Annotated in this window: 16 protein-coding genes; 9 read left to right on the forward strand and 7 right to left on the reverse strand. The window is 71.8% G+C overall.

The genetic code is table 11. From position 1 onward, the window contains the following. Positions 1-2 precede the first annotated feature (2 nt). From WME96_RS04035 to WME96_RS04045, 3 genes are all read right to left on the reverse strand, one after another. Positions 3-848 carry a 3'(2'),5'-bisphosphate nucleotidase CysQ family protein gene (locus tag WME96_RS04035; protein ID WP_437288856.1) on the reverse strand — a complete coding sequence of 282 codons (846 nt, stop codon included), beginning with the start codon at positions 846-848 and terminating at the stop codon, positions 3-5. After that, entirely contained in the window at positions 845-1,795 is a 951-nt protein-coding gene (locus WME96_RS04040; protein ID WP_437288857.1) for an aldo/keto reductase, read from the reverse strand. Before WME96_RS04040 ends, WME96_RS04035 begins: the two co-directional genes overlap by 4 nt. A gap of 76 nt (positions 1,796-1,871) precedes the next feature. Further along, positions 1,872-5,414 carry a kelch repeat-containing protein gene (locus WME96_RS04045; protein ID WP_437288858.1) on the reverse strand — a complete coding sequence of 1,181 codons (3,543 nt, stop codon included), beginning with the start codon at positions 5,412-5,414 and terminating at the stop codon, positions 1,872-1,874. Positions 5,415-5,749: 335 nt separating this feature from the next. Here WME96_RS04045 and WME96_RS04050 point away from each other — a divergent pair, with 335 nt between their 5' ends. The 5 genes from WME96_RS04050 to WME96_RS04070 all read left to right on the forward strand — a co-directional run bounded on the left by WME96_RS04050 (position 5,750) and on the right by WME96_RS04070 (position 13,450). After that, on the forward strand, positions 5,750-8,947 hold the full coding sequence (locus WME96_RS04050) for a DNRLRE domain-containing protein (RefSeq protein ID WP_437288859.1): 3,198 nt from the start codon (positions 5,750-5,752) through the stop codon (positions 8,945-8,947). 385 nt (positions 8,948-9,332) lie between these two features. Then, a complete protein-coding gene (locus tag WME96_RS04055; RefSeq protein WP_437288860.1) occupies positions 9,333-9,938 on the forward strand; it encodes a hypothetical protein in 606 nt (201 codons plus the stop codon). 74 nt (positions 9,939-10,012) lie between these two features. Continuing rightward, positions 10,013-11,119 (forward strand): pectin acetylesterase-family hydrolase, encoded by a 1,107-nt coding sequence (locus WME96_RS04060; RefSeq protein WP_437288861.1) that lies wholly within the window; start codon positions 10,013-10,015, stop codon positions 11,117-11,119. Between the two features lie 236 nt (positions 11,120-11,355). Further along, entirely contained in the window at positions 11,356-12,048 is a 693-nt protein-coding gene (locus WME96_RS04065) for an ROK family protein (protein WP_061615177.1), read from the forward strand. 112 nt (positions 12,049-12,160) lie between these two features. Next, on the forward strand, positions 12,161-13,450 hold the full coding sequence (locus WME96_RS04070; protein ID WP_437288862.1) for a cytochrome P450: 1,290 nt from the start codon (positions 12,161-12,163) through the stop codon (positions 13,448-13,450). A gap of 77 nt (positions 13,451-13,527) precedes the next feature. On the opposite strand, the gene WME96_RS04075 is transcribed toward WME96_RS04070, so the two are convergent. Beyond that, positions 13,528-14,415, reverse strand: a complete 888-nt coding sequence (locus WME96_RS04075) for a LysR family transcriptional regulator (protein WP_437288863.1) — start codon at positions 14,413-14,415, stop codon at positions 13,528-13,530. Positions 14,416-14,458: 43 nt separating this feature from the next. Between WME96_RS04075 and WME96_RS04080 the strand changes: the two genes are divergently transcribed. Then, positions 14,459-14,986 carry a DUF6326 family protein gene (locus WME96_RS04080; RefSeq protein ID WP_437288864.1) on the forward strand — a complete coding sequence of 176 codons (528 nt, stop codon included), beginning with the start codon at positions 14,459-14,461 and terminating at the stop codon, positions 14,984-14,986. Here the strand turns inward: WME96_RS04080 and astD are convergent. Continuing rightward, entirely contained in the window at positions 14,973-16,445 is a 1,473-nt protein-coding gene (gene astD / locus WME96_RS04085) for a succinylglutamate-semialdehyde dehydrogenase (RefSeq protein ID WP_437288865.1), read from the reverse strand. The two genes, WME96_RS04080 and astD, sit on opposite strands and share 14 nt — an antisense overlap. A gap of 650 nt (positions 16,446-17,095) precedes the next feature. On the opposite strand from astD, the gene WME96_RS04090 reads away from it, so the two are divergent. The 3 genes from WME96_RS04090 to WME96_RS04100 all read left to right on the forward strand — a co-directional run bounded on the left by WME96_RS04090 (position 17,096) and on the right by WME96_RS04100 (position 20,281). After that, positions 17,096-18,574, forward strand: a complete 1,479-nt coding sequence (locus WME96_RS04090; RefSeq protein ID WP_437288866.1) for a hypothetical protein — start codon at positions 17,096-17,098, stop codon at positions 18,572-18,574. Between the two features lie 182 nt (positions 18,575-18,756). Continuing rightward, the gene (locus WME96_RS04095) at positions 18,757-19,911 is read left to right on the forward strand and encodes a PAS domain-containing sensor histidine kinase (RefSeq protein WP_437288867.1); all 1,155 of its coding nucleotides are present in this window, start codon (positions 18,757-18,759) and stop codon (positions 19,909-19,911) included. A 94-nt stretch (positions 19,912-20,005) separates the two neighbouring features. Further along, entirely contained in the window at positions 20,006-20,281 is a 276-nt protein-coding gene (locus WME96_RS04100) for a PRC-barrel domain-containing protein (RefSeq protein ID WP_433933479.1), read from the forward strand. Here WME96_RS04100 and WME96_RS04105 read toward each other — a convergent pair. After that, positions 20,278-22,623, reverse strand: a complete 2,346-nt coding sequence (locus WME96_RS04105; RefSeq protein ID WP_437288868.1) for a trypsin-like serine peptidase — start codon at positions 22,621-22,623, stop codon at positions 20,278-20,280. The genes WME96_RS04100 and WME96_RS04105 overlap by 4 nt on opposite strands. 469 nt (positions 22,624-23,092) lie before the next feature. Continuing rightward, positions 23,093-23,701 (reverse strand): nuclear transport factor 2 family protein, encoded by a 609-nt coding sequence (locus WME96_RS04110; RefSeq protein WP_437288869.1) that lies wholly within the window; start codon positions 23,699-23,701, stop codon positions 23,093-23,095. Positions 23,702-24,053: the final 352 nt, after the last annotated feature.

The raw sequence follows: 24,053 nt of genomic DNA on the forward strand, positions 1-24,053 counted from the left end.
CCTCAGCCGAGCTCCGACCTCGCCGCGGCGACGACGGCGTCCTGGAGGACGCCGTTCGAGGCGATGATGCCGCGGGCGAGCTTGAGCCCGGGGCCGGTGTAGTCGATGGGCGCGCCGGAGAGGTCGGTGAAGCGGCCGCCGGCCCCGCGGAGCACCGCCTCGGGCGCGCAGCTGTCCCAGAGCTTGGCGCCGCCGCCGCCGTGCAGGTAGAGGTCGACCTCGGCGGTCGCGATCCGCGCGATCTTCACGCCGACCGAGCCGCACGGGACGACCCGCGTGACGCCGAGCCGCGCGAGGAGCGGCTCGAGCTCCTTCGGCCGGTGCGACCGCGAGACGATGAGGGACGCGTCGGCCGGCGAGCTCACTGACGAGACCCGGAGGGGGCGGCGGCTGCCGTCCTTCGCCTCGAGGAAGGCGAAGGCCCCGTCGCCGTCGTCGCCGCCGGCGCGGCCGGCCAGCGCCTCGCCGGTCGTGGGCATCACCACGACGCCGAGCGACGCGCGGCCGCGCACGGAGAGGCCGATCATCACGGCGAACTCGCCGTTCCTGTCCGCGAACTCGCGCGTGCCGTCGAGCGGGTCGACGAAGAACACCCGCTCCCGCTGGAACCGCGCGGCGAGCTCCTCGGCGGCGGGGACGCTCTCCTCGGCGAGGATCGCCTCGCCGGGGAACGCGGCCTCGAGCGCGCCGCAGATGAGCGCGTTCGCCTCGCGGTCGGCCCGGGTCACCGGATCGCCCGGGCCCTTCATCTCGACGGTGAACGGCGTCGCGTACACGTCCATCACCACCGCCGCCGCGGCGCGCGCGATGCGGACGATCTCGTCGAGCTCCCTGTCGTTCTGGTTCATCCTGCTGACACCTCGATCCCGGCCTGCTTGAGGCGCCCGGAGAGCTCCGCGAGCGTCGTGAAGTGGAGGTAGGGGGGCATTCCCGCCTCGCGCACGAGCTGGTCGAGCTGGGCGACCGAGCGGGGGCCGAGCACGGCGGACGAGACGATGTTGTTCGCCAGCACGAAGCGCAGCGCGACCGAGCGGAGCGAGACGACGGGGCCGCTGACCAGCGGCCGGAGCGCGTCGAGCTGGCGGATGCGGGTCCTGAGCTCGTCCCGGTTCCACCGGTGCATGCGGTGATCGTCGGCGTAGAACTCGCGGTCGGGGCTCCACTGGCCGGCGAGGAGCCCGTGCGCGAGCACCGAGCGCGCGAGGACGCCGGCGCCGCTCTCGGAGACGTCGCTCGCGACCTCGTGGAGGTCGCCGGGGAGGAAGGCGTTGTAGGCGATCTCGATGAGGTCGACCTCGTCGCGCAGCGCGGAGCGGGCGACGTCCGCGGAGCCGGCGCTCACGCCGAAGGCGCGGATCTTCCCCGCCTGCTTGAGGTCCCTCAGGAAGGCGAGGGGCTCCTTCGAGCGCATCGCGGCCACGGTGGGGTTGTGGAGCAGGACGACGTCGACCACGTCGCGGTCGAGCCGCTCCTGCGACCGCTCGAACGCGGTGCGGAGGTGCGCCGGATCGAAGCGCTTCTTCGGGGGGAGCTCGTCGAGATCGGTGCCGATCTTGGTGACGACGAACGTCGGGCCGGCGCCCTTCAGCCGCTTGCCGAGGCGGCGCTCCATCTCGCCGCGGCCGTAGACGTCGGCCGTGTCGAAGAGGTCGATGCCGACCGCGAGCGCGCGGTCGATGACGCGATCGACCTCGGCCTCGGAGACCGGGCCGTAGCCGTCGCCGGAGAGGCCCCAGGTGCCCAGGGCGAGCTCCGAGACCTCGAGGGATGTCTTGCCGAGGGGGCGCTTCCTCACGGGCGGCGATCTACACCAGCGCGGGAGGGGCGCCACGAAATAGGGCGCCGGGCCGCGCCTTACGGCCGGCAGCCGCTCAGGCTGGGATCCGTGGGGCGGAGGTCGCCCGGCTCACGAGGCGCGGGGCTCTCCGCGGCGCGGCGCCACGGCGGATGCGCGGCGCGCGACGTCGAAGACGCGTGAGGAGCAGCCCCGCGGCGAGCCACAGCGGGCCGTACCCGCCGCCCTCCGCGCCGCCGCCGCTCGCGCCGGGGCTGCTGGCGCAGCCGCCGCCGCGGAGCCGGAGCTGGCCTCTGCCGGCCTCGCCGGAGGCCTCCCCGGCGCCGGCTGAGCTGCCTCCAGCGCCGCCGGTCGCCGCGCCGTCCGGGCCGGCGCCAGGCTCGGCGCCGGCCCCGCCTGCGCCGCCAGCGGCTCCGCCCGCCCCTGGCTCGACCCCGCCCAGCCCCCCGCCGCCGCCGCTTCCCGGGCCACCGCCCTCGCCGCCCGCAGGGGTCTCGATCAAGCAGCCGCCGGCGATGCAGATCCCGCCGGGGCACGGCGACTGCTCGAGCTTGTTGCGCTCGACGCATGCGCCGTTCTGCCCGTCGCACGCCGTGAACCGGCACGTGCTCGGGTCGGGCTGCTCGCAGACGAACGGGTCGCCGCCGACGCAGCGCCCCTCGCGGCAGGTGTCCACCTGGGTGCAGGGGTCGCCGTCGTCACAGGCGTCGCCGTCCTGCTTGGGCCTGTCGCAGCCGCAGGCCTGGTCCGTCGTGCTGCCCGCGTCCGCGACCGTGGGGCAGGCGTCGTCCGCGTCCAGCTTGCCGTCGTCGTCGTCGTCGTCGTCGCACGCGTTGCCCTCGCGGTCGTCGTCGCTGTTGGTCTGCGTGGTGTTCGGCGTATCGACGCAGTTGTCGACCGCGTCGACGACGCCGTCGCGGTCGCGGTCGAGCGAGCAGGCGCCGCCGACGCAGGCGCCCTCGGCGCACTCGACGGCCGCCGCGCACGGCGCGCCGAGCGGCTTCTTCGCCCGGCAGACCGGGGCGTCGCAGTAGGCGCCGGCGTCGCATTGCTCGTGGTTCGAGCACCCGGTCAGGCACGCGCCGCCCGCGCAGACGTAGAGCCCGCAGTCCACGGCAGCGCGCGCGACGCAGGTGCCCTCCGCCGTGCAGACGCTCGGCGGAACGCTGGAGGTCGCGTCGTCGGTGCAGGCGCCGGGCGCGCACGCGGTCTCCGGCGCCGCGAGGGCGTCGTCGGGGCACGTGCCGCTGCTGCCCGTGCAGCGCTCGGCCGCGTCGCACGGGCCCGCCGCCGGCCGGCAGACCTGGGTCGCTGGCGCGAGGGCGTCCGCAGGGCAATCGGCGGCGGCGCCGGTGCAGGTCTCGGTCGCGTCGCAGGGGCCCGCCGCCCGCCTGCACACGGTGGCGGCGGACGCGAAGGCGTCGGCGGGGCACGTGCCGCTGCTGCCCGTGCAGGTCTCGGCCGCGTCGCAGGGCCCCGCCGCCGGCCGGCAGACCTGGGTCGCCGGCGCGAAGGCGTCCGCGGGGCAGTCGGCGGCGGCGCCGGTGCAGGTCTCGGTCGCGTCGCAGGGGCCCGCCGCCCGCCTGCACACGGTGGCGGCGGACGCGAAGGCGTCGGCGGGGCACGCGGTGGAGCTGCCGGTGCAGGTCTCGGCCGCGTCGCAGGGGCCCGCCGCCCGCCTGCACACGGTGGCTGCGGACGCGAAGGCGTCGTCGGGGCACGCGGTGGCGCTGCCGTTGCAGCGCTCCTCGGCGTCGCAGCTCCCGGCCGAGGCGCGGCACACCTGACCCGAGGCGCGCGGCCCGCACACGCCGTTCACCGCGGCGCCGGCCGCGGCGCTGCAGGCCTGACAGTCGCCGGGATCGCCCCTGCCACATGCGTTGTTGCAGCAGACCCCGTCGACGCAGTGGCCGCTCAGACACTCGCCGTCGGCGAGGCAGGACGCGCCGTCGGCGGACTGGGGGAGATAGAGCTCGGCGCTCGCCAGGGCGGCCGTGGTGCTCCGCCCTCCCGCGGCCAGGAGCCGACCGTCGCCGAGCGTCACCAGCGTGTGGTAGCCGCGGGCGGCCCGCATGTCCTCGGCCGCCGACCACGCCCCGCGCGCGACGTCGTACCGCGCTGTCGAGGCGAGATAGCTGCCGTTGAAGCCGCCGGTGACCAGGACCGCGCTGTTCGAGAGGAGCAGCGCCGCGGCGTGGTTGCTGCGCGCAGCAGGCATGTCGCCGGCGGGCAGCCATGTCCGCGTCACGGCGTCGTACCGCTCCGCGCTCGTCAGGTGCGCCCCGTTGTTGCCGCCGGCCACCAGGACGTCGCCGTCCGGCAGGAGCGTCGCGCTGTGCGACCGCCGCGCCGTGGTCAGGCTGCCGGTCCGCGACCACGCGTTGGCGGCCGGGTCGTAGATCTCCGCGGTGGCCAGGTAGTCGGTGGAGTACCCGCCCGCGACCAGCACCGTGCCATCGGTCAGCCCGACGGCGATGTGCGTGTAGCGCGCGCTCATCGTCCCCGCGGCCGACCAGGCGCCCCTCTCGACGTCGTAGCGCCGCGCGTCGCCGATCACGTTGGTCCCGTCGATACCGCCTGCGACGAGCACGTCGCCGTCGTCGAGGCGCGTCGCGGTGTGGGACGCGCGACTGCCCATCTCCCCGGCGCTCGTCCATGTATCGGCGTCGGGATCGTAGATCTGCGCCGTCCCCACGACGCTCGCTCCGGCGCGCCCGCCCGCGACGAGCACCCGGCGCCCGTCGCCCAGCAGCGTCGCGGTGTGCTGGTACCGTCCCGTGGCGCCCATCGTGGCCGTTGGCGACCACCTGTTCGTCAGCGGGTCATACAGCTCCGCGGTGTTCAGCGCGGCAGCCCCGTTGTACCCGCCCACGATGAGGACCTGGCCGGCCCTCGCGCCGTCCGCGATCAGGGTCGCGGTGTGCTCCCGGCGCCCTGCGCTCATCGTGGCGGGGACTTGCTCCCAGAGGGGGTCGACGAGCACCGCCTCTCCGTCCGCGTCGACGTGCAGCGCGAGCGTCGCGCCGTCCACCGACAGGCGCACGCCGACGGGGCGCTCGCCCCCGCTGGCGTAGGCCTCCGGCGCGGTCACGCGCAGCCGCGGGACGCCGGCCCCGTCCACCGCGAGCACCACGTCGCCCGTCTGGCGCAGCGTCGCCCCCTCGACATGCCATGAGGCCACGGGGGCGCCGCGCCGGACAGCGTCCGCCTCGAGCAGCAGCCACTCCTCGGCTGCGCCGGGCTCAACGGTCCAGAACGAGGTCCCTCCAGGCCGCTGGAGCGCGAGCGCGCGGCCCGCGCGCGTCACCTTTCCCCGCGCGCCCGCCTCGCGCACCCGGATGTCCAGAGCGTCGGGGCACACCGCCGCTGGGCCGGCGCACCCGTCGGCGCCGGGGAGCCGAAAGCGGACCGGATCGGCCGCGTCGTGGGGCACCTCGACGGCCAGGCGCCCCGCGGCGCGATCCTCCGCCAGGGCGAAGACGGCGCCCCGCGCCACCAGCTCGTCACCTCGATCGACGATGCGCGCTGCCACGGCGGGGAACCGCGCCGAGAGCACCTCGACCGCCGGCGGCTCCGGAGGCGAGCACGCGGCGGCGAGCGCCGCGAGCATCGATCCCATGAGGAGGCCAGTACGGGCTGACACGGTCTCGCACGGCGAAATGGGCACGCGCCACATGCCGCCATGAGAGCCAGGCGCTCGAAACGGCGTCAAGGTGCAGGCGCCTCCCGCGCGATTCCATCGTGAGCGGAGTACGCCGAGGCGGAGAGCGACGATTCGCTCGTTCATATGACAGCGAATTCCATTGTCCTTCAAACGAGCTCCGCGAGATTCCCGCGTACGTAACCGCGCGCTGCGAATGAACGTTGTCCAGGAGACAAAAAAGGATTCCATCGACCCCCGGGAGCATGCATTATCATCGCGCCTCTTTGTGTGTGAGGCGAAGCGAGGACAGGATGATGCGCAATGTTGGTCGGTGGGGGACCGCCGGCGCTCTGGTGCTTTGCTGGTGTCTACCCAGCGAGGCGCTCGCCGTCGGGCCGAACGCGGTGATCTATGACGAGGGCTGCTTCGAGAACACGCTGCCACCCAACGACGACGGGTCGAGCGGCGTGCAAGGGCTTCCGTTCGAAGTCAATTTCTACGATATCCGTTACAACAGCGTTTACGTCAACAACAACGGCAACATCACCTTCGACGGGCCGCTCAACGCCTATACGCCGTTCCCGCTCGAGAGCACGAATCGCGCCATCATCGCGCCCTTCTTCGCCGACGTCGACACGAGGGGCCCGGGGTCGGGGCTCGTGCACTGGGGCGTCGTGGAGAAGCTCCCCGGCGACGACCGGCCGGCGTTCTGCGCGGTGTGGGCGAGCTACGACCCGAGCTCGGGCAGCGCCGCGGGCGTCGGTTACTTCTCGGCCAGCACCGACCGACTGAATCTCTTCCAGCTCCTGCTCGTGGACGCTCACACGTGCGACGCCGGCGAGCCGCCGTGCACCGACGTGATCTGCGACCCCGCCGACCCGGCCTGTCAGAGGTGCAATCCCACATCGCCGGAGTGCACTCCGCCCGTGGTCTGCGACCCCGCCGACCAGGGCTGCGTTCCGGTGGAAAACAAGTCCTATCGCGCCAAGGGGGACTTCGACATCATCTTCAACTACGACCAGATCCAGTGGAACGCCGGCTCTGCGAGCGGCGGCATGGGAGGGCTCGGGGGTGAGACCGCGCGCATCGGCTATGCTCCCGGGATACTCCCCGACGGCACCACGCCCCCCGGCGCAAGGCCCTACGAACTCGACAAGGTCACGGCGCAGCGTGACACGGACAATGACGTCGGTGACATCTTCGTCGATTCGGACGCCTCGTACCCGCTCGTCTCGAGATCGGTGGGAGGCATCGAGCAAGCCGGGCGCTACACGCACCAGGTCAGGAACGGCGCCCTGGACACCGGGAGCGCGAGCATCCGTGTGAAGGTCACGGCGCTGAACGACCTGGGGCAAGAGGTGACGGTGGCGGGCGCGCCCGTGCAGATCTGCGAGAGCACACCGCAGCAGCAGCAGCGCCGTTGCCCGTGGTACGGGACGACCGACGACGCAGGCTTCTTCCTGGCGGACCGCATCCCGCTCGACGGGGAAACGGCGAGCGGGACCAGGTTGACGATCACCGCGTTCCCGCCGACGGGGTCGAACCTGATCCAGGCTCAAACCGACCTGCCGCTGGAGGTCATCGACTACGAGGATCTGTCGCTCCGGCTCGGCAGCCCGAGCGCGCCGCCCGCGGGCGTCGATCTCCAGCCCTCCTCCGTGGGCGGCGGCGACGTCCCCGTCGTCTACTGGCACGATCCCACCACCCTGACCGCGCCCGGCTGCGCCGGCGGGACGGCGAGCTACGACGTGAAGTTCGGCGCCCTCACCTTCGCCGCGGGCCCGATGCAGCTCGACCAGGCGGGCCAGTTCCGCGCGGTGATCCCGCCCTTCTATCCCAACCACGGCGCGGCCACCGTCCTCATCCGCACGCAGTGCGGCCCGACGGCCTCGAGCTTCAGCTTCCCGATCTACATCGACCCGAGCGGGTGGATCCGCACCGTGGGCGGCGCGCCGGTCGAGGGGGCCACGGTCACGCTCCTCCGCTCCGACACCGGCGCGCCGGGCTCGTTCACCGTCGTGCCCGACGGGAGCGCGATCATGTCGCCGATGAACCGCGCCAACCCGAGCATCTCCGACGCGGAGGGGCACTTCGGGTGGGATGTCCTCACCGGCTATTACAAGGTCCGCGCCGAGAAGCCCGGCTGCCACGCGCCCGACAACGCCGAGCTGCCGTACGTCGAGAGCGCCGTCATGCTCATCCCGCCGCCGGTCTTCGACCTGGATCTGCGGCTCGATTGCGGCACCGGCGCGGTCGGCGACACGACCGAGCCGACGCTCTCCGTGCCGGAAGACCTCGTGATCGAGGCGACCGGCGCGAACGGCGCGGCGGCCATCTTCACGGTCTCCGCCATCGATGATGTCGACGGCGCCGTCCCCGTGATCTGCACGACGCCCGAGGGCACCACCCTGCCGATCGGCGTGACCATCGTCCACTGCTACGCGCTCGACGCCACCGGCAACCTCGATTACGGCACCTTCGCCGTCGTCGTCGAGGACACGCGGGCGCCGGTGCTCTCCATCCCTGTCTCCATGACCGTGCAGCCGGAGGGCCCGTGGGGCGCCCAGCTCGCCTTCACCGCCATCGCGATCGACGCGGTGAGCGGCCCCCTCGACGTGAGCTGCTCGCCGGCGCCGGGCGACGTCCTGCCGGTCGGCCTCACCACCGTCACCTGCAGCGCGACCGACGCGGCGGGCAACACGGCGAGCGCCTCGTTCGAGGTCGAGATCCCCGCGTGGGTCGACACCGACGGCGACGCGGTGAGCGACAGCCGCGACAACTGCCCGCTCGCGGCGAACACCGACCAGGCGGACGCGGACGCGGACGGCGCCGGCGACGCGTGCGACAACTGCCTCGCCGCGGCGAACGCCGATCAGGCGGACGCGGACGCCGATGGAGTCGGCGACCTGTGCGACAACTGCCCTGGCGACGCGAACCCGGGGCAGGGCGACGACGACGGCGACGGCGACGGGAACGCCTGCGATCCGATCTGCGTCGCGATCCACCGCGGCGGAGTGGGCGGCGCCGCCGACTCCTTCATCTCGTCCTCGGAGCCGAACACGAGCTCGGGCTCGTACCCAGGCATCTTCACCGGCACCTCGGGCGGTGGCGTGAAGATGGGCCTCGTCGCCTTCGACCTCGGCGCGATCCCGGCGGACGCGACCATCGAAAGCGCGACGTTCTCGGTGAGGGCGCAGTACGCCGCCACGGCGGCGACGCTGGAGGTCCACGCGATCACGGCGCCGTGGTCCGAGGCCACGGTCACGTACAACACGCTGAACGGCGCCTTCGACGCGGCCGTCGAGGCCTCGCTCGCGGTGCCGGCCAACCGGACGGCCACCGTGTCCTGCGACGTGACGGCCCTCGTCCAGGACTGGATCTCGGGCGCGCTCGACAACCACGGCGTGCTCCTGCGCGAGGTGGGCCCGGGCAAGCGGACCCTCCGGTCGAGCGAGGAGTCCAGCGCCGCCGAGCGGCCGCGCCTCGATGTCTGCTACGTGACGCCGTGAGCAGCTAGGCAGTCCAGCGCGCCGCTGCGCCCCCGCGCAGCGCGCGCCCCTCCACGCCACCACCCCTCGCGTCGCGCTCGCGCCGGACGTCAAGGTCGAGCGCGAGCTCCGGTCGGTCCACCTTCCGGCCGTCGGGACGCCCTCGTCAAGCCTCCGCCCCGCCGGGCACGCGGCGCCTCGGCTCGACCCGCGTGCTGGACGAGACCGCCGGGGCGCCACGTCTTTGCGCGCTTGGCCGCGGAACGCTCCGTGCCAGGGAACCTGACGGTAGCTGGGGAAGGGGAGTGATGCGCGGGCGCGCAGGGCGGCGCCGCCGAGGGCAGGTCTCCGGGTGACATGCTGAGTCGAACCCTGTCAGCAGTGGTCGATGAGGGGGCTGTAGAACATGGCGAAAGGGCCTAATGAGGCAACCAGGGCCGAACCTGCGAGCGACCGGAGATCGCGGCCGCCCGCGACGAGCGCCGCCGCGCGGCGCGCGCTGGAGCTCGTCGCCGTCCGAGGCAAGGACGTGATCGGCGTCCGGCACATGCTCGCCGAGGGGCGCGCCCACATCGGCGACACGCCCTCCTCCATCGCGCGCGTGCCGTTCGCAGAGCTCGACAGAGCAGCCCCGGTCATCGCGGAGGTGACCGGCGCCCGCTATGTACTGCACGTGCCGCGCCGGACACGGGCGCGCCTCCACGGCGCCGACGGGCTCGGGCGCCTGCTGACTGGCCCCGCCGACATCGAGCTCCAGGAGGGGGACCGCGCCGTGCTCGTGATCGGGCCGGTCCAGATCCGCGCGCAGATCGTGCCCATCGAGATCATCTCGCGGCTGGGCGCGTCCGGTCTGCGCTGGATCGGGCTCATCGGCGCCCTCTACATCGCGGCGCTCGCCATCTGCGCCGTGCTCGCGCCGCGGGACAGGGCCCGCCTCGACGAGGGGTCGATCCGGCGCGCCGTCAGCGCGGCCGCGGCCCAGCTCTGGGCAGAGCCCGCTCCGCCGCGGTAGCGCAGGGCATCATTCCGCGAGGGACAGCTCCGGCAGAGAAGCCCTGGAGTCGCGGAGTGCTATTCTCCACAATCATGCGAATCAAGACCCTCTCGTTTCTTCCTGCTCAACTACCGCTGTGCCTGTTCGTCCTCGTCGGCTGTGGTGGACCGTCCGCCAAGGACGAAAGCCCGAACGGCGCGCCGAAGGCTGGAATCCTGAGCCTGGCGCCGGGATGGAACACCATCGAGCCGGGCGGCGAGACCACGTGCTCGCGCGGCGATCCGTTCAAGTACTTCGTCCGCCCGGGCACCGTCAATCGCGTCATCGTCGAGTTCCGCGGGGGCGGCGCGTGCTGGAACGCCACCACGTGCTCCGTCGCGGGCTCGCTCTTCCAGGAGACGGTGACCGACGAGGTGAACGTCGTGAGCCAGCAGGGCGCGACCGGGATCTACGATCATGAGAACCCGGACAACCCCTTCAGGGACTGGCACCATGTCTATATCCCGTACTGCACCGGGGATATCCACTGGGGCGACAACGTGGCCACCTATGGAGAGGGGAGCCAGGCCGTCACCATCCGGCACAAGGGCGCCGTCAACGTCCGCGCGGCGCTCGACTGGGTGTACGAGAACGTCCCCGCGCCCGAGAAGGTCTTCGTGACCGGCTGCAGCGCGGGCGCGTACGGCTCGATCATGTGGTCCGCGCACGTGCGGGAGCACTACAAGGACGCTTCGGTGATCCAGTTCGGCGACAGCGGCGCCGGGATCATCACCGAGAGCTTCTTCCGGGACAGCCTCCCGTCCTGGAAGCCCGAGGGCGTTTATCCCACATGGATACCCGGCTTCGACCCGGCCGAGCTCGAGCGGCTGTCCTCGCTCTACGAGGTGATCGGCGGCCACTACCCCGACATGCGCCTGTCGCAGTACAACACCGTCCTCGACGACGACCAGATCTTCTTCTTCAAGGCGATGGGCGGCGGCGGCGACCAGGCCTGGTCGGACGCCATGAAGGCGTCCATCGCCCGTATCGAGGAGTCGACGTCGAACTTCAGCTCGTTCCTCGCGCCGGGCACCGCGCACTGCATCCTCTGGCGGCCGGAATTTTACACCGTCGAGTCGGGCGGGACGCGGCTCGTGAGGTGGCTCGACGACCTCGTGAACGGCGCGCAGCCGCCGAACGTCGCCTGCGACGGCTGCTGAGCGGCGCGCCGGGAGCGCGGGAGGCCGGGGCTCGGGGCGCGGCGAGGGCGCCTCGGGCGCGCTCGGGGGGGCGCGCCGGCGGCCGGAACAGAGGGGCGGAGCGCCGCGCCGGGGGGCGCGGTGCGGCGCCAGTTGACACTCCGCCAGAGCTCAAGATGATGGCCGCCGCGATCGCGGGTGCGCAGACGCCCGCGGCAGCCCCGGAGGCAGTTCTCCGGGAGGAGACAGAGGAATCCATGCGCACGCTTTGCATCGATATCGGCGGGACAGGGATCAAGGCCACCATCCTCAACGAGCAGGGGACTCCGATGACGGATCCCGTGCGCGTGCCGACGCCTCAGCCGGCCTCGCCGGAGCCCATCCTCGACGTCATCGCGGATCTCGCCCGCGCGCAGGGGGAGTTCGATCGGGTCTCGATCGGCTTCCCCGGCGTCGTGATGGACAACGTGACCAAGACGGCGCCGCACCTCGACAACGAGGGCTGGAAGGGATACCCGCTCGCCGAGGCCGTGGAGCGCCGCCTCGGGAGGCCGGCGCGCGTCGCCAACGACGCGGGCATCCAGGGGCTCGCCGTCATCGAGGGCAAGGGGCTCGAGATGGTGCTCACCTTCGGCACCGGGCTCGGCTGCGCCCTGTACATCGACGGCCACTACGTGCCGAACCTCGAGCTCGGCCACCACCCCTATGGCAAGCGGGACCTCAAGTACGAGGACCGCGTGTTCGACGCCGAGTGCAAGCGCATCGGCCCGAAGCGCTGGAACAAGCGCGTGCGCCAGATGATCGCGCAGATCGAGCCGATCTTCAATTACCGCAAGCTCTACCTCGGCGGCGGCAATGCGCGCCTGCTCGACGCCTCGCGCCTGCCCGAGAACGTGGTCGTGGTGGACAACGTGGCCGGCCTGCTCGGCGGCATCAAGCTCTGGGCGTAGCCGCCCCGCGCGGGCCGCGGGGCGGGGACCCGTCCCGCGGTGCGCGGTGCGGACGACCGCGGGGGTGGCCGCGCCGGTTCCCAAGCGGTCGCGACCGTCGTACCCTGGCCCGATGAACTCGCCCGACGCACCGAAGCCCGACGCAACGCCCGCGGCCACTCCGGCGGCGGACGCCGATCTCGACCCCTTCCGCCTTCAATCGCCGGAGACGCTCGCGAACCCGTACCCCGTGTACGCCAGGCTGCGCCAGGAAGCGCCGGTGTACTTCAGCGCAGGCTATAACGGCTGGCTCGTCACCCGGTACGACCACGTGGCCGCGGGCTTCCGCGACCCGCGCCTGTCGGCGAAGCGCTCGAGCGCCTTCGTGACGAAGCTGCCCGAGGAGGTGCGGCAGCGGCTCGAGCCGCTGCGCCGCAACCTGGCGTCGTGGGCCTTGCTGCTCGATCCGCCGGAGCACACGCGCATTCGCTCGCTCATCAACAAGGCGTTCGTGCCGCGGCTCGTCGAGGGGCTGCGCCCCCGGGTGGAGGCGCTGGTCGACGGTCTGCTCGACGCTGTGGCGCCGGCGGGGCAGATGGACGTGCTGCGCGACCTCGGCGACCTCCTGCCGCTGCTCGTGATCGGCGAGGTGCTCGGCGTGCCGGCCGAGGATCGCCACAAGCTGAAGGGCTGGTCCAACGCGCTCGGCGGGTTCCTCGGCGCGGGCCGGCCGACGCTCGAGATCGCGGGCGGCGCGCTGACCGCCGTGGCCGAGCTGGAGGACTATTTCCGCGGCGTGATCGCGTCCCGGCGGCAGAGCCCCGGGAGCGACCTGCTCAGCCAGCTCATCCTCGCGGAGGAGCAGGGGATGATCCTCGGCGAGCAGGAGCTGCTGTCGACGTGCTGCATGCTGCTCTTCGGCGGCCACGAGACGACGAAGAACCTGATCGGCAATGGCCTGCTCGCGCTGCTGCTCCATCGGTCCGCGCGCGACGAGCTCCGCGGGTCGCCGATGCTGATCGGGCCGGCGGTGGAGGAGCTGCTCCGGTACGACTCCCCGGTTCAGTGGATGAGCCGGATGGCGCTGGAGGACATCGAGCTCGACGGCGTGACGATCCCGAAGGGCGATCGCGCCTTCCTGGTGCTCGGGGCGGCGAACCGCGATCCGGCGCAGTTCCCCGAGCCGGATCGGCTCGATTTCCACCGCACGGACATCCGCCACATCTCCTTCGGGCTGGGCGTCCATTACTGCGCGGGCGCGGCGCTGGCCCGGGTGGAGGCGCAGGCGGCGATCGCCACGTTCCTGCGGCGGTTCCCGAACGCGGAGCTCGCGTCCGGGGGGCTGACCTGGCGGATGAACCCGGGGGTGCGGGGGCTCACGGCGATTCCGGTGGAGCTGGGGAAGGAGAAGGCCTCTCCGTAACCGCACCGCGGGTACCCACATTGCCTGGAGGACACGGTGCGCGTGAGCTCTCGCGCGGCTCGCGTGCGAGCGCGGCGTCAGACCGATAGGGCCTCGGTCATGTGATCCATGAACGCGCGGATGCGGTTCACGTTCTTCACTTCGGGGAGCGTGAGGAGCCAGAGATCGCGGTCGTACGCGGGATCGATCGGGCCGATGCGCGCGAGCCGCGGGTCGCCCTCCGCCGCGATGCAGGCGAGGAAGTGCGCGCCCATGCCCGCGGCGACCGCCTCCTGGATCGCCAGCGAGCTGAAATCCACCCGCATCGCGATGCGCGCGTCCGGAACGTTCGCCGCCAGCCATGCGTCGAGCCAGCGCGGGTCGAGCCGCTCGTCCCAGTGGATCCAGGGGAAATCGGAGTAGCTCGCCTCCGGTCCCGCGCGCTCGACGAGGGCCTTGCTCGCGTACACAGCGAACTGGATGCGGCCGACCTTGCGTCCGACGAGGTGCTCGGAGGGCGAGCTCGTCATGCGCAGCACGATGTCCGCCTCGCGACGCCGCAGGCTGACCTCACTGTCGCCGACGGCGACCGTCAGCTCGATGCCCGGATAGCGCTCGTTGAACGACGAGAATGCCGGCTGGTACACGCGAAAGAGCATGTCCATCGTGGACACGCGGAGCTTCCCCTGGAGCTGCGCATCCCGGCCGAGCACGCGCGCCTCGAGCGCGAGCAGCTCGGCCTCGGTCCGCTCGGCGACCTCCACCACGTCCTGGCCCGCCGCCGTGGCCTCGTAGCCGTCGGGCGTCTGCGCGAAGAGCCGGACCCCCAGGCGCTCCTCGAGCGCTCGGATGCGGCGCGCCACCGTCGTGTGGGTCGTCCGGAGCTCGACGCCAGCTCGGCTCAGCGTCCGGTGCCGCGAGAGGGCGAGCACGTGCCGCAGGTCGTCCCAGTCCACCTGTGCATCGTTGCACAGCGAATCTGCCAATTCAATCATCGGCTGAACGCGGACGACCCGCTACGTTGGCCGCATGCCGCACACGGAACGCACGCTCTCGACGCCGTCCGCCGCGATCCACCCGCCGCCCCGGGACATGAAACGCCTCCTCTCGGCGCTGTGGGTCTTCGCGATGTTCAACTACCTCTATGCCGACGTCGTGGGGCTGATGGACTCCACGCTCCTGACGCAGTTCCTGCGCGGCGAGGTCAACTCGCTCCGGATCACCGGCGAGTTCCTGTTCGGCGCCGCCGTGCTCATGGAAATCCCGATCGCGATGACGCTCTTGTCGCGCGTCTTGCCGCATCGGGCGAACCGGTGGGCCAACATCGTCGCCGGCGTCATCAAGACCACGGTCGTCGCAGGGACGCTCTTGCTCGGTCCTACCACCGGATACTATCGCTTCTTTGCGACGATCGAGATCGCGTGCACAACGCTCATCGTGGTCCTGGCCTGGCGGTGGGAGCCGCGCTCGGAGTGGGGCGCAAAGCCCGCGGAGCCGAGCTACGGGTCGGGGCGCCCCGACGGCGGGCGAGCGGTGCAGGGGGCTATCCCGTCGTGAGCCTCATCCCCGGCGCCAGCTGCCCCGGGAGCCCCACGCTTCCCGCCTCCAGCCCCGCCACCGGATAAGCGCAGTAGTCCGCCGCGTAGTACGCGCTCGGCCGGTGATTCCCGCTGCTGCCGATGCCGCCGAAAGGCGCCGCGCTCGACGCCCCCGTCAGCGGCTTGTTCCAGTTGACGATCCCCGCCCGCGACTCCCGCCAGAACTGCTCGTAGAGGTCCTTGCGATCCGAGAACAACCCGGCCGCGAGCCCGTAGCGCGTGCGGTTGGCCAGCGACAGCGCCTCATCGAAGCTCGCATAGCGCTGCACCTGGAGGAGCGGCCCGAAGACCTCCTCGTCCGGGAGATCCTCGATCGCCGTCACATCGATGATCCCCGGCGAGAGCAGCGCCGTTCCCTCCTCGATCCGGCGCATCTCCAGGACCACCTTGCCGCCCAGCGAGATCAGCCGCGCCTGCGTCCGCAACAGCTGATCCGCGGCGGCGAGCGAGATCACCGCGCCCATGAACGGCTGCTCCGCGTCGTCGTACCTCCCCACCTTGAGCCGTCCCGCCGCCTCGGACAGGCGCTCCAGCAGCGCGTCGCCCTCCGGCGTCGATGGCAAGAGCAGACGCCGGGCGCACGTGCACCGCTGCCCCGCCGAGATGAAGGACGACTGGAGGATGTGGTGAATCGCCGCCTCCGTGTTCGCCACGTCCTGGACGATCAGCGGGTTGTTCCCGCCCATCTCCAGGGCGAGGATCTTGTCCGGATGGGCCGCGAGCTGCCGGTGCAGCGCTTTGCCCGTCGCGGAGCTCCCCGTGAAGAAGAGGCCGTCGATGTCCGGGTGACCGGCCAGGGCGACGCCGGTGCTCTTCCCGCCCTGGACCAGGTTGAGCACCCCCGCCGGGACGCCCGCCTCCTGCCAGAGCCGCACGGTCTCCTCGGCGACCTTCGGCGTGAGCTCCGAGGGCTTGTAGACAACGCAGTTGCCCGCGATCAGGGCCGGAACGATATGGCCGTTCGGCAGGTGGCCCGGGAAGTTGTAAGGCCCGAACACCGCGACCACCCCGTGCGGACGGTGCCGCACCACCGCCGTCGCGTCGCCCGCCTCGGCCTGCCGCTCGCTCGTCCGCTCCTTGTAGGCCATGAGCGATACGTCGACCTTGCCGATCATCGTCTGGACCTCGGTGAGCGCCTCCCAGCGCGGCTTTCCTGTCTCGAGCCCGATCACGTCGGCGAGCCGCGCCTTGTGCTCGCCGAGGAGCCCGGCGAACCGCTTCACCAGCGCCACCCGCTCCTCGATGCCGCCATCGCGCCACGCCCTGAACGCGCCGCGCGCCGCCTTCACGGCCGCGTCCACCTGCTCCTCCGCCGCGGCGCGCCCCTCGAAGACGATCGCCTGCGTCACCGGGTTCCGGCTCGCGAACGGCTCCCCCGCGCCAGCCACCCAGCCGCCGCCGATGAAATGGGTCGACATGATCACTTCTCCCTCGCGGAACACCACACGGGCTCAGCAGTCCGTCCAGACACGAGGGACTGCGTTCGCCTGTCCTCAGTGTGCACCGTACCAGAGGCCGGCGCAGCGAGCGCGGTCCGTCCCCCCCCCCGGCGCGGGCCCGCGCCCCGGCAGCGCAGCGCTCCCTCGCGGCGTCCCCATGCGGATGAGGACGCTCGCTGGACGTCCTGCACGCCCCCCGCGCCCCACGCGCCTGCGCCGGACGCATCCGCCGCAGGCGCGCCCGCGGGCGAGTGACCCCAACAGAGCGTGCGCTGGCTCGATGCACCCCCAACAGATGGGGCTCGCGGACTCGGTGGCTCGATTCGTGAGAATCCCTGAAGGGAGAGCTCGATGCGTCTTCTGCTCGAGCACCCCGAGAGCGCTCGTGGCGAACTCGCGACATTCACAGGAATGCACGGTGGCGAACGCGTGTGCGAGGCGTGATCGCGCCTCGAAACACGCTCGGGGCGCACCGCTTCAGGGCGGGCACCACGGTGCGTGACACCAAGTCTTGACGGTCCCGTGGCTGGCGTGGAATCGAGGACATGTCAGTTTCCCCGCCGATGCATCACACGGTGGCTATTTCAGACATCCATCTATGTGAGCTCGAGCCGACCGCCGGCCTCTGGATGCGCTATCGACAGGCGCCGTACTCCCCCGACGGGGAGATCGCGGCGATGCTCGACGCGCTCCGGGGCGAAGTGCGGAACGGGACGGGCGGCTCCGGGGGGCTCAACACGGAGCGCGACGAGCTCACGCTCGTCCTGAACGGCGACATCTTCGACCTGGATGCGCCGCGGGTGATCGACAACGAGAGCGTGGTCCACGACCTGCCGCGCACCGCCGAGCACGCCGTGCCGGCGATGGAGGCCATCCTCCGCGATCACCCGATCTTCGTCGCCGCGGTCGGCCGCGTCGTCGCGGACGGGCACACCGTTGTCTTCGTGGCAGGCAACCACGACATCCAGCTCACGCTGCCCGAGGTGCGCGACGCGGTGAAGCGGCGCATCGTCGACGCGGCGCTCGACGCGCTCTCCGCCCGGGGCAGCGACGCTCCCGATCGCCCCGGCGAAGCGCGCCGCGCGGCGCTCGAGGCGCGGGTGGTCTTCCGCGCCTGGTTCCACCGCACGAAGGACGGGGTCGTCGTCGAGCACGGCAATCAGTACGACTCGTACTGTAGCTATCGCTACCCGATGGCGCCGTTCGGGCGGAAGCCGGGCGAGATCCAGCCGACCATGGGCTCGCTGGTGAGCCGGCTGCTCGTGTCGCGCATGGGGTACTTCAACCCGCACGTCGACGCGTCGTTCATGCTCTCCGGCTTCGGCTACCTCGCGCACTGGGCGCGGTACTACCTGTTCTCGGGCCGCTCCCTCGTGCTCGCGTTCGCCGTGGGCGCGCTCCGCACGATGATCGAGCTCGTGCGCCGGCGCGACCCGTGCCGCCGCGCGCTCCGGCGCGCGGGCCTCCGCGCGGCGGCCCGCGAGACGGGGGCGCCGCTGCCCGCGGTGGCGAAGCACGCGCGGCTGTTCGCGCGGCCCGCCGAGGACTGCCTCGGCCGGGTGGCGCGCGAGCTCTGGCTCGACCGCCTCGGGCTCGTCCTGGTGGGGATCCTCGCCGCGCTGGCGTGCCTGTGCTGGATGCCCGAGGGGCTCACGGCCGCGGCGCTGCTCGCCCCGACGCTCCTCGTGGCGTACGAGTGCGCGGTCCCGAAGCCCACGCTCGACGCGGTCTGGCAGGGCGTGAACCGCGCGGCGCGGCTCGTGGCCAGGGCGCACGGCGCGAAGGCGGTGATCTTCGGGCACACCCACAACCCGGAAGGGAGCTGGGAAGACGGGGTGTTCTTCGGCAACACCGGCTCCTGGTCCGCGGCGTTCGAGGACATCGCGTGCACGAAGCCTGTCTTCGAGGCGCGCCCGCTCGTCTGGCTGCGCTCCGAGGATGGAGCGGCCGCCGAGGCGCCCCTGCTCGGCGGCCTCGTGATGTGGAAGGACGCGCGATTCCAGCCCTGGAGGGCCGACGCCACGCCGTCCGTGCCGCGCAAGGCCGAGGTCGCCAGGCGGCCGCGCCCGGCGCTGCGACCCCAGGCGACCGCCGCCCTGCGCAGCTAGCGACAGGCGCACTGGACGCATCGCCGGCCAGGGCTCGCGCTCTGGCGAGCTCTACGGAAGAGAGGATGGCGGATTGCCATCCTCGGACATGAACAGGCCGCCAGGCACCCCGGTCGAGGGGGGCGCCGTGCTATACGGCACGTCGTGCGCCCGCTGCGACGACCCATCAAGGAAGGACCTGGATGATGTACCCGTCGCGCCGTAGCGAGGGTGCGCAGGCACCTGACAATCATGACGACCCCGTCCGGCTGCACCGGCCTTCGGTCGAGCGGTCGCCGCTTCCGACCCTCCTGACCGTCACGGAAGAGCACACGATTCGTCACGCGAACCCCGCGTTCTGCGCGCTGGTCGGGCGCCCGCCGGGCGCGCTCGTGGGGGCCCGCGTGCCCGACCTCTTCCGGCGCGCGGAGGCGCTGGAGGCGCTGCTCGAGCGCGTCTATCGGGACGGCGTCACCGACGTGGCGGCGGACGTCGCGCTCGCGTGCCGGGAGGGGAAAGCCTTCCACGGCACCGCGATCGTGGCGCCGCTCCTCGACGAGCGGGCCTGCCAGCGGGGCCTCATCGTGCAGATCCTCGACACGACGGAGCAGGTCGCGGCGCGCGCTCGCGAGGCGCAGGCCGCCCGGGAGCTCAGCGAGGCCGGCGAGCGGGTGCGCGAGCTCGAGCTGGTCCGCGAACAGTGCCTGTCGCTCATCACCCATGACCTGCGGAGCTCGATGGCCGCAGCGATGTACTCCGCCGAGATCGTCATGATGAGCCGGGCAGCGGGCGACCCGCAGGCGCTCGCCGGCCGGATCGTCCGCTGCCTGGGCCGCATGAACGAGATGATCCGCACGCTGACCGACGTGCAGCGGCTCCACGCGGGCGAGCGGCTCCCGCTGCTGCTCGGCGCGTGCGATCTCGTGGCGATCGCCCGCGAGGTGACCGACGAGCTCGCGTTCTTCCACGAGCAGCGCATCGACCTCCGGGGGGAGGCGCGCGTCGAGGGGATATGGGGCGCGGAGGAGCTGCGCCGCGCGATCGGGAGCCTGGCGAGCAACGCGCTCAGGTACGGAGAGACCGGCGCGCCGGTCGTCGTCGCTGTCGAGAGGACCTCGGACGGGGCCGCCGTGGCGGTGCACAACCAGGGGTCGCCGATCCCGGCCGAGGAGCAGGCGCGCCTGCTCGCGCCGCGCGCCCGGAGCGCGGGAGACCGGCAGGGGCTCGGCCTGACGTTCGTGCACGGGTGCGCCGAGGCGCACGGAGGAAGGGTGACGCTGGAGAGCAGCGCGGAGCGCGGGACCACCTTCACCCTGGAGCTGCCGCTCGACTCGCGGCCTTACCAGGAACCGGGCTGATCGCGGCGCGCTCGCGGCGGTGCGCGCGGGGGATACGGCGCCGCGGCGGCCGGGTGGCCTGCGTCGTGCTTTCGCCATGCGCGGAGCAAGCGCCATGCGATTGACGTACGAGCAGGATGTGCGGGGGCACTCGGTGGTCGACGCCGAGGGGAGCGTGATCGGCGAGGTGGAGCAGCTCTACCTCGACAGCGACTCGTTCAAGCTGGCGGGGGTGCGCGTCAAGCTCCGGGACGAGGCGGCCGACGTGCTCGGGGTGCAGCACGGCCTCTTCCACGCGGGGTTCCTCGACGTGCCGGCCGAGGCCATCCAGAGCCTCGGGCAGGCTGTCGTGCTGCGCACGGAGGCGCGGAACCTGGTGATTCCCAGCTAGAGACCGCAGCCGGCGAAGCCGTCTTCCTCCACGCCGCAGGGGGCGGTCGGGGGGCAGACGAACTGTTGAACGCCGTTCTCCGGGTCGCACTGCACCAGGACGGACTGGCCGTCGATCACATCGCACATGCCGAGCTCGGGGATGCCCGAGCAGTCGACCGCCGTGGCGTTCGGCGCGAACCAGCAGCGGGGGCGCGAGCCCGGACCCTCCGTACACGCGTCGGGCGCCGCGGCCGCCTCCACCTCGGGGCTGAACGTGAGCACCTGCTCGTACGGCGGGATGAGGCCGGGGATGGCGGTGCCGCGGAACTTCGTCGGGCAGAGCGCTCCCTGGAACAGGGTGTCCACCCGGCACTGCACGGACGGGTACTCTTCCTTCGTCACCATCACCTCGGTGGTGTCGGGCGTGCTCAGCCGGGGAGCAGGGTCCACCCCCCGCCAGCGACCGAAGGCCTCGGCGGCCGCGGCGAGTCGATAGCACATGTCCTGCTCCTCGACGCCGTCCCAGGCCGCGTCGCAAGCCGCCTTCGCGTGCTCGGTCACCGTCTCGCGGAACAGGGCGTTCACCGCGGGCTCGGTGGACCAGAGCCTCGGGAGACATTCCTTGGTCGCGAAGTAGTCTGCCTGGCTCTCCGCGCTGCTCACCGTCCCGTACTGCCCCGCCGCCAGACCTTCGACCTGCGTTTGCTGCACGGTGGATTGCTTGAAGGGAAAGCCCCCGAGGGCATGGCCGACCTCATGGCACATGATGAGCGAGGCGACGTCGGGCGGCGTCACGCCCGGCCTGCGGAGGTCCACGCCCAGATGGACATGCCAGATGCGATCGGCCGCGATGTCCAGCCTGGTGAGGTACTCGGATCCAACCTCCACCGAGAACCGCGCCTGGTGATCCTCCGCGTGGCCTCGATATGCATCGGCCGCCTGGACCGCGAGGTCGAACGCCTGCTCCGTCGTGACGTCCCCCGCATCGGGGCCCGATTCGGCACCGACGACCTTGCGGACCTTCTTGAGGATCACCGTCGGGTGATCCGCCGGCTGCCACGCCGCGCCGCCGACGTCGCCCGAGCCGGTCAGGACGCACAGGGCGTACAGGCCCTCGAGCGAGGGCAGCGGGAGCGTCGCGAGCGGCTGGTCCTCGATCGCGATCGGGTCGGAGTAGCCGTCGGCGGAGCGGCAGTCGACGCTCTCCACCGGGCCGACCTTGTACCGGTAATGGGTATCGGACGTCGGGGCGAGGTGGACATCCCAGGAGCCCAGCTCGGGTCTCTCGTCATGCGTCAGCGGAGCGATGCGCGACGGCGTCCTGCTCAACGACGCATGACCCCCGGGGTCCAGCGTGCAGCCGGCGTTCGTCAGATCGAAGCGGCCCTCGGAATCGAAGCACGCGGCGATCGTCGTGGCGTCCACGACATAGCTGGTGCCCTCGACGCCGCGCTCGGGCTCGCCGCCGCCGACCTCGCAAGGATAGTCCAGGTAGCAGGTGTCGAGCGGCCTGACCGTCTTGAAATGGCTGTTGTAGACGCCGAAGACCCTGCCGTGCTGGTCGAGCGCCACGCCTCCCGAGGCGCCGGGGCCCAGCCCGTGGCAGTCGTTCACGTGCATGTCGTACCAGAGCCACGCGTGCTCGACCACGTCGGGCCTCCTGTCGCCCTCCGCGCAGCGGGCGCGGCGCACGTACGTGTCCAGGTAATCGCCTCCGTCGTGCTCCAGCGGTATCCCGGCGATCTCGATGGGGTCTCCCGCCGCCGGGGGCGCGTCGGCCAGCGGGAGCGGCTCGACGCCGAGCGCCTGGAGCTCACCGATGGTGTGGTCGAGCTCGATCAGCGCCAGGTCTGCTCCCTTCATCGTGACATACGCGATCCGGACGGCGCTGGCGCGGGCGTACTCCTCGGTGGGGACACCCTCGAAATAGTTGAACCTGAAGCCGATATCGCCGTCGGGCGGCACGTCCACGCCGACGTCGAAGTACATCGACGTCTCGAAGGGGTACCTGGCGCAATGGCCCGCGGTGAGCGCGTAGGCGGGCGCGTCAGGGTCGTCGCTGGTCCTGATGAAGTTGCCCGTGCACTTCGAGTTCAGCGAGCCGACGGCGCGGAGATAGGCGTTCGCCGGGTCGTCGCCGTCGACCAGCTCCGCCGTCGCCGGGGGCCCCGCCGCCGGGGGCGTCGGGTCCGCCGTCAGCGGCGGCTTCTCCGTCGTGATGGGCGGATCCCCGGTCGTGACGGGCGGATCGGAGCCGTCGGGGGCCGGCTGGCCAGGGAGATCGGAGCACGCGAAGAGGCTCAACGTGGCCACGCTGACGAGCGATGCCGTCGCCATGCCGTGATACCCACGCTTCCTCATGCCATGTTTCTTGTACATCTGCAGGCCCTCGTCCGATGAGATTGCTGACCTTGAAATGGCGGAGACGCTGAACGCGCTCGAGCCATCGATGGTGCTCGCGCTGTCGGCCGCAGCGGCCCGGATTCCAGTTCTACGAAGAAAGGACGCTCCGTCGGGCGGTGGGCAGTCGCAGGGTGACGCGGCCCACGGTACGGCCCGGATCCGGGCGACACATGAGCTGGATGTCGCCACGGGGAGCGACCCTTCAGATTATTTTGCCAGGCGGCTTCGGCCCCCGCGCCGGGTCACGCGCTGGCGCGGCCGCTCGCGGCGGCGGGGGTGTGCGGGCATGTCGTAGGCGTTGCGGCGGACGCCGCGAGGTGGATGCTGTCAGCGATCCTGCGGATCCATCGGGTCCGCGGAGCGGTGGGCGCCCGCGTGAAGCGGCCGCGGCGCGCCCTCGCGCCCGAGCGGGCGCTCGCGGCGCCGCTCAGGGGGCCGGCGCCTCGAGGGGCATGAACGCCTTGGTGCGGAACGTACGCTTGCTGAGCTTCCAGCCCGAGGGCGTCCACACCGCCTCGTTCTCGTACGTGCCGTGCGCCACCTGGACGCTGCCGAGGGGGTCAACGATGTGCGTCGCGATCAGGTACGAGGTGATCTTCGCGCGGTTGCCGCCGGGGAGGATGTCGATACGGATGTTGCTGATCAGGTGCTGCGTGTCGACGTAGCCGGACTCCGCGAACAGGACGCCCATGAAGTCGGCCCAGGCCTCGGCGCTGGGCACCGACACGACCGGCGGATCACCCGGAGCGGCGCCGGCTTCCCAGATCAGGACGGGGGCGTTCGGCGTGAAGCACCTCGAGAAGATCTCCTTGCCCTTCGCCAGATCGCCGCCGCCGATCGCGTCGGTCCCGGCCGCGTAGCAGTACTCGAGCTGCTCGATCTCCTGCAGCGCCTTGAGCTCCGGGAGGCCATTCGAGCGCGTACCCTCCGCGGGCCTCGCGAGCGTCAAGGTGACGGCGCCCGCCAGCGCGAGCGTGGAGACGACAGGAAAGACACGACGCAGAAAACCGCTGAAACCACCGCTGTTCGTGCTCATGGAACTCACTCCATTCGTTGAATGCCCCCACGTCGCCGAGAATGAAAGATCATTCTACAAATGTGTTAACAAATCCGTCAAGCGGAGTTCGGAGCAGGCGCGCGAGTTTCGTTGTGCTTCGGTGTTCTTCGGTGCTCTCGTGCCAGGGCTCATGTCACACTCCCGATGTTCGAACTCCACAGCTCCAGCGCACGTGCGGGCCCGTCGCCTGTGCGGCGCTCCCCGGCGACGTCGGCGCACGCTGTCAGACCGTCCGCGCCGCGGCGAGCGCTGCGCCCGGCTCGCCGCGGACGCGGGGCCCGGTCTTATCTCGATGATCCGGTGGGCGGGCTGACGGATCGTATCTCGATGA

The organism is Sorangium sp. So ce406 (genome assembly GCF_051474675.1).
Classification (GTDB): Bacteria; Myxococcota_A; Polyangia; order Polyangiales; family Polyangiaceae; genus Sorangium; species Sorangium cellulosum_G.

What these genes read in the sequence shown, in the direction of transcription:
- astD (WP_437288865.1), bottom strand. Translation starts at nt 16,445, where the DNA reads ATGTCGACCCATTTCATCGGCGGCGGCTGGGTGGCTGGCGCGGGGGAG.
- WME96_RS04055 (WP_437288860.1), top strand. Translation starts at nt 9,333, where the DNA reads ATGGCGAAAGGGCCTAATGAGGCAACCAGGGCCGAACCTGCGAGCGAC.
- WME96_RS04045 (WP_437288858.1), bottom strand. Translation starts at nt 5,414, where the DNA reads ATGGGATCGATGCTCGCGGCGCTCGCCGCCGCGTGCTCGCCTCCGGAG.
- WME96_RS04110 (WP_437288869.1), bottom strand. Translation starts at nt 23,701, where the DNA reads ATGAGCACGAACAGCGGTGGTTTCAGCGGTTTTCTGCGTCGTGTCTTT.
- WME96_RS04080 (WP_437288864.1), top strand. Translation starts at nt 14,459, where the DNA reads ATGCCGCACACGGAACGCACGCTCTCGACGCCGTCCGCCGCGATCCAC.
- WME96_RS04060 (WP_437288861.1), top strand. Translation starts at nt 10,013, where the DNA reads ATGCGAATCAAGACCCTCTCGTTTCTTCCTGCTCAACTACCGCTGTGC.
- WME96_RS04035 (WP_437288856.1), bottom strand. Translation starts at nt 848, where the DNA reads ATGAACCAGAACGACAGGGAGCTCGACGAGATCGTCCGCATCGCGCGC.
- WME96_RS04090 (WP_437288866.1), top strand. Translation starts at nt 17,096, where the DNA reads ATGCGCTATCGACAGGCGCCGTACTCCCCCGACGGGGAGATCGCGGCG.
- WME96_RS04105 (WP_437288868.1), bottom strand. Translation starts at nt 22,623, where the DNA reads ATGAGGAAGCGTGGGTATCACGGCATGGCGACGGCATCGCTCGTCAGC.
- WME96_RS04095 (WP_437288867.1), top strand. Translation starts at nt 18,757, where the DNA reads ATGATGTACCCGTCGCGCCGTAGCGAGGGTGCGCAGGCACCTGACAAT.
- WME96_RS04100 (WP_433933479.1), top strand. Translation starts at nt 20,006, where the DNA reads ATGCGATTGACGTACGAGCAGGATGTGCGGGGGCACTCGGTGGTCGAC.
- WME96_RS04050 (WP_437288859.1), top strand. Translation starts at nt 5,750, where the DNA reads ATGATGCGCAATGTTGGTCGGTGGGGGACCGCCGGCGCTCTGGTGCTT.
- WME96_RS04070 (WP_437288862.1), top strand. Translation starts at nt 12,161, where the DNA reads ATGAACTCGCCCGACGCACCGAAGCCCGACGCAACGCCCGCGGCCACT.
- WME96_RS04065 (WP_061615177.1), top strand. Translation starts at nt 11,356, where the DNA reads ATGCGCACGCTTTGCATCGATATCGGCGGGACAGGGATCAAGGCCACC.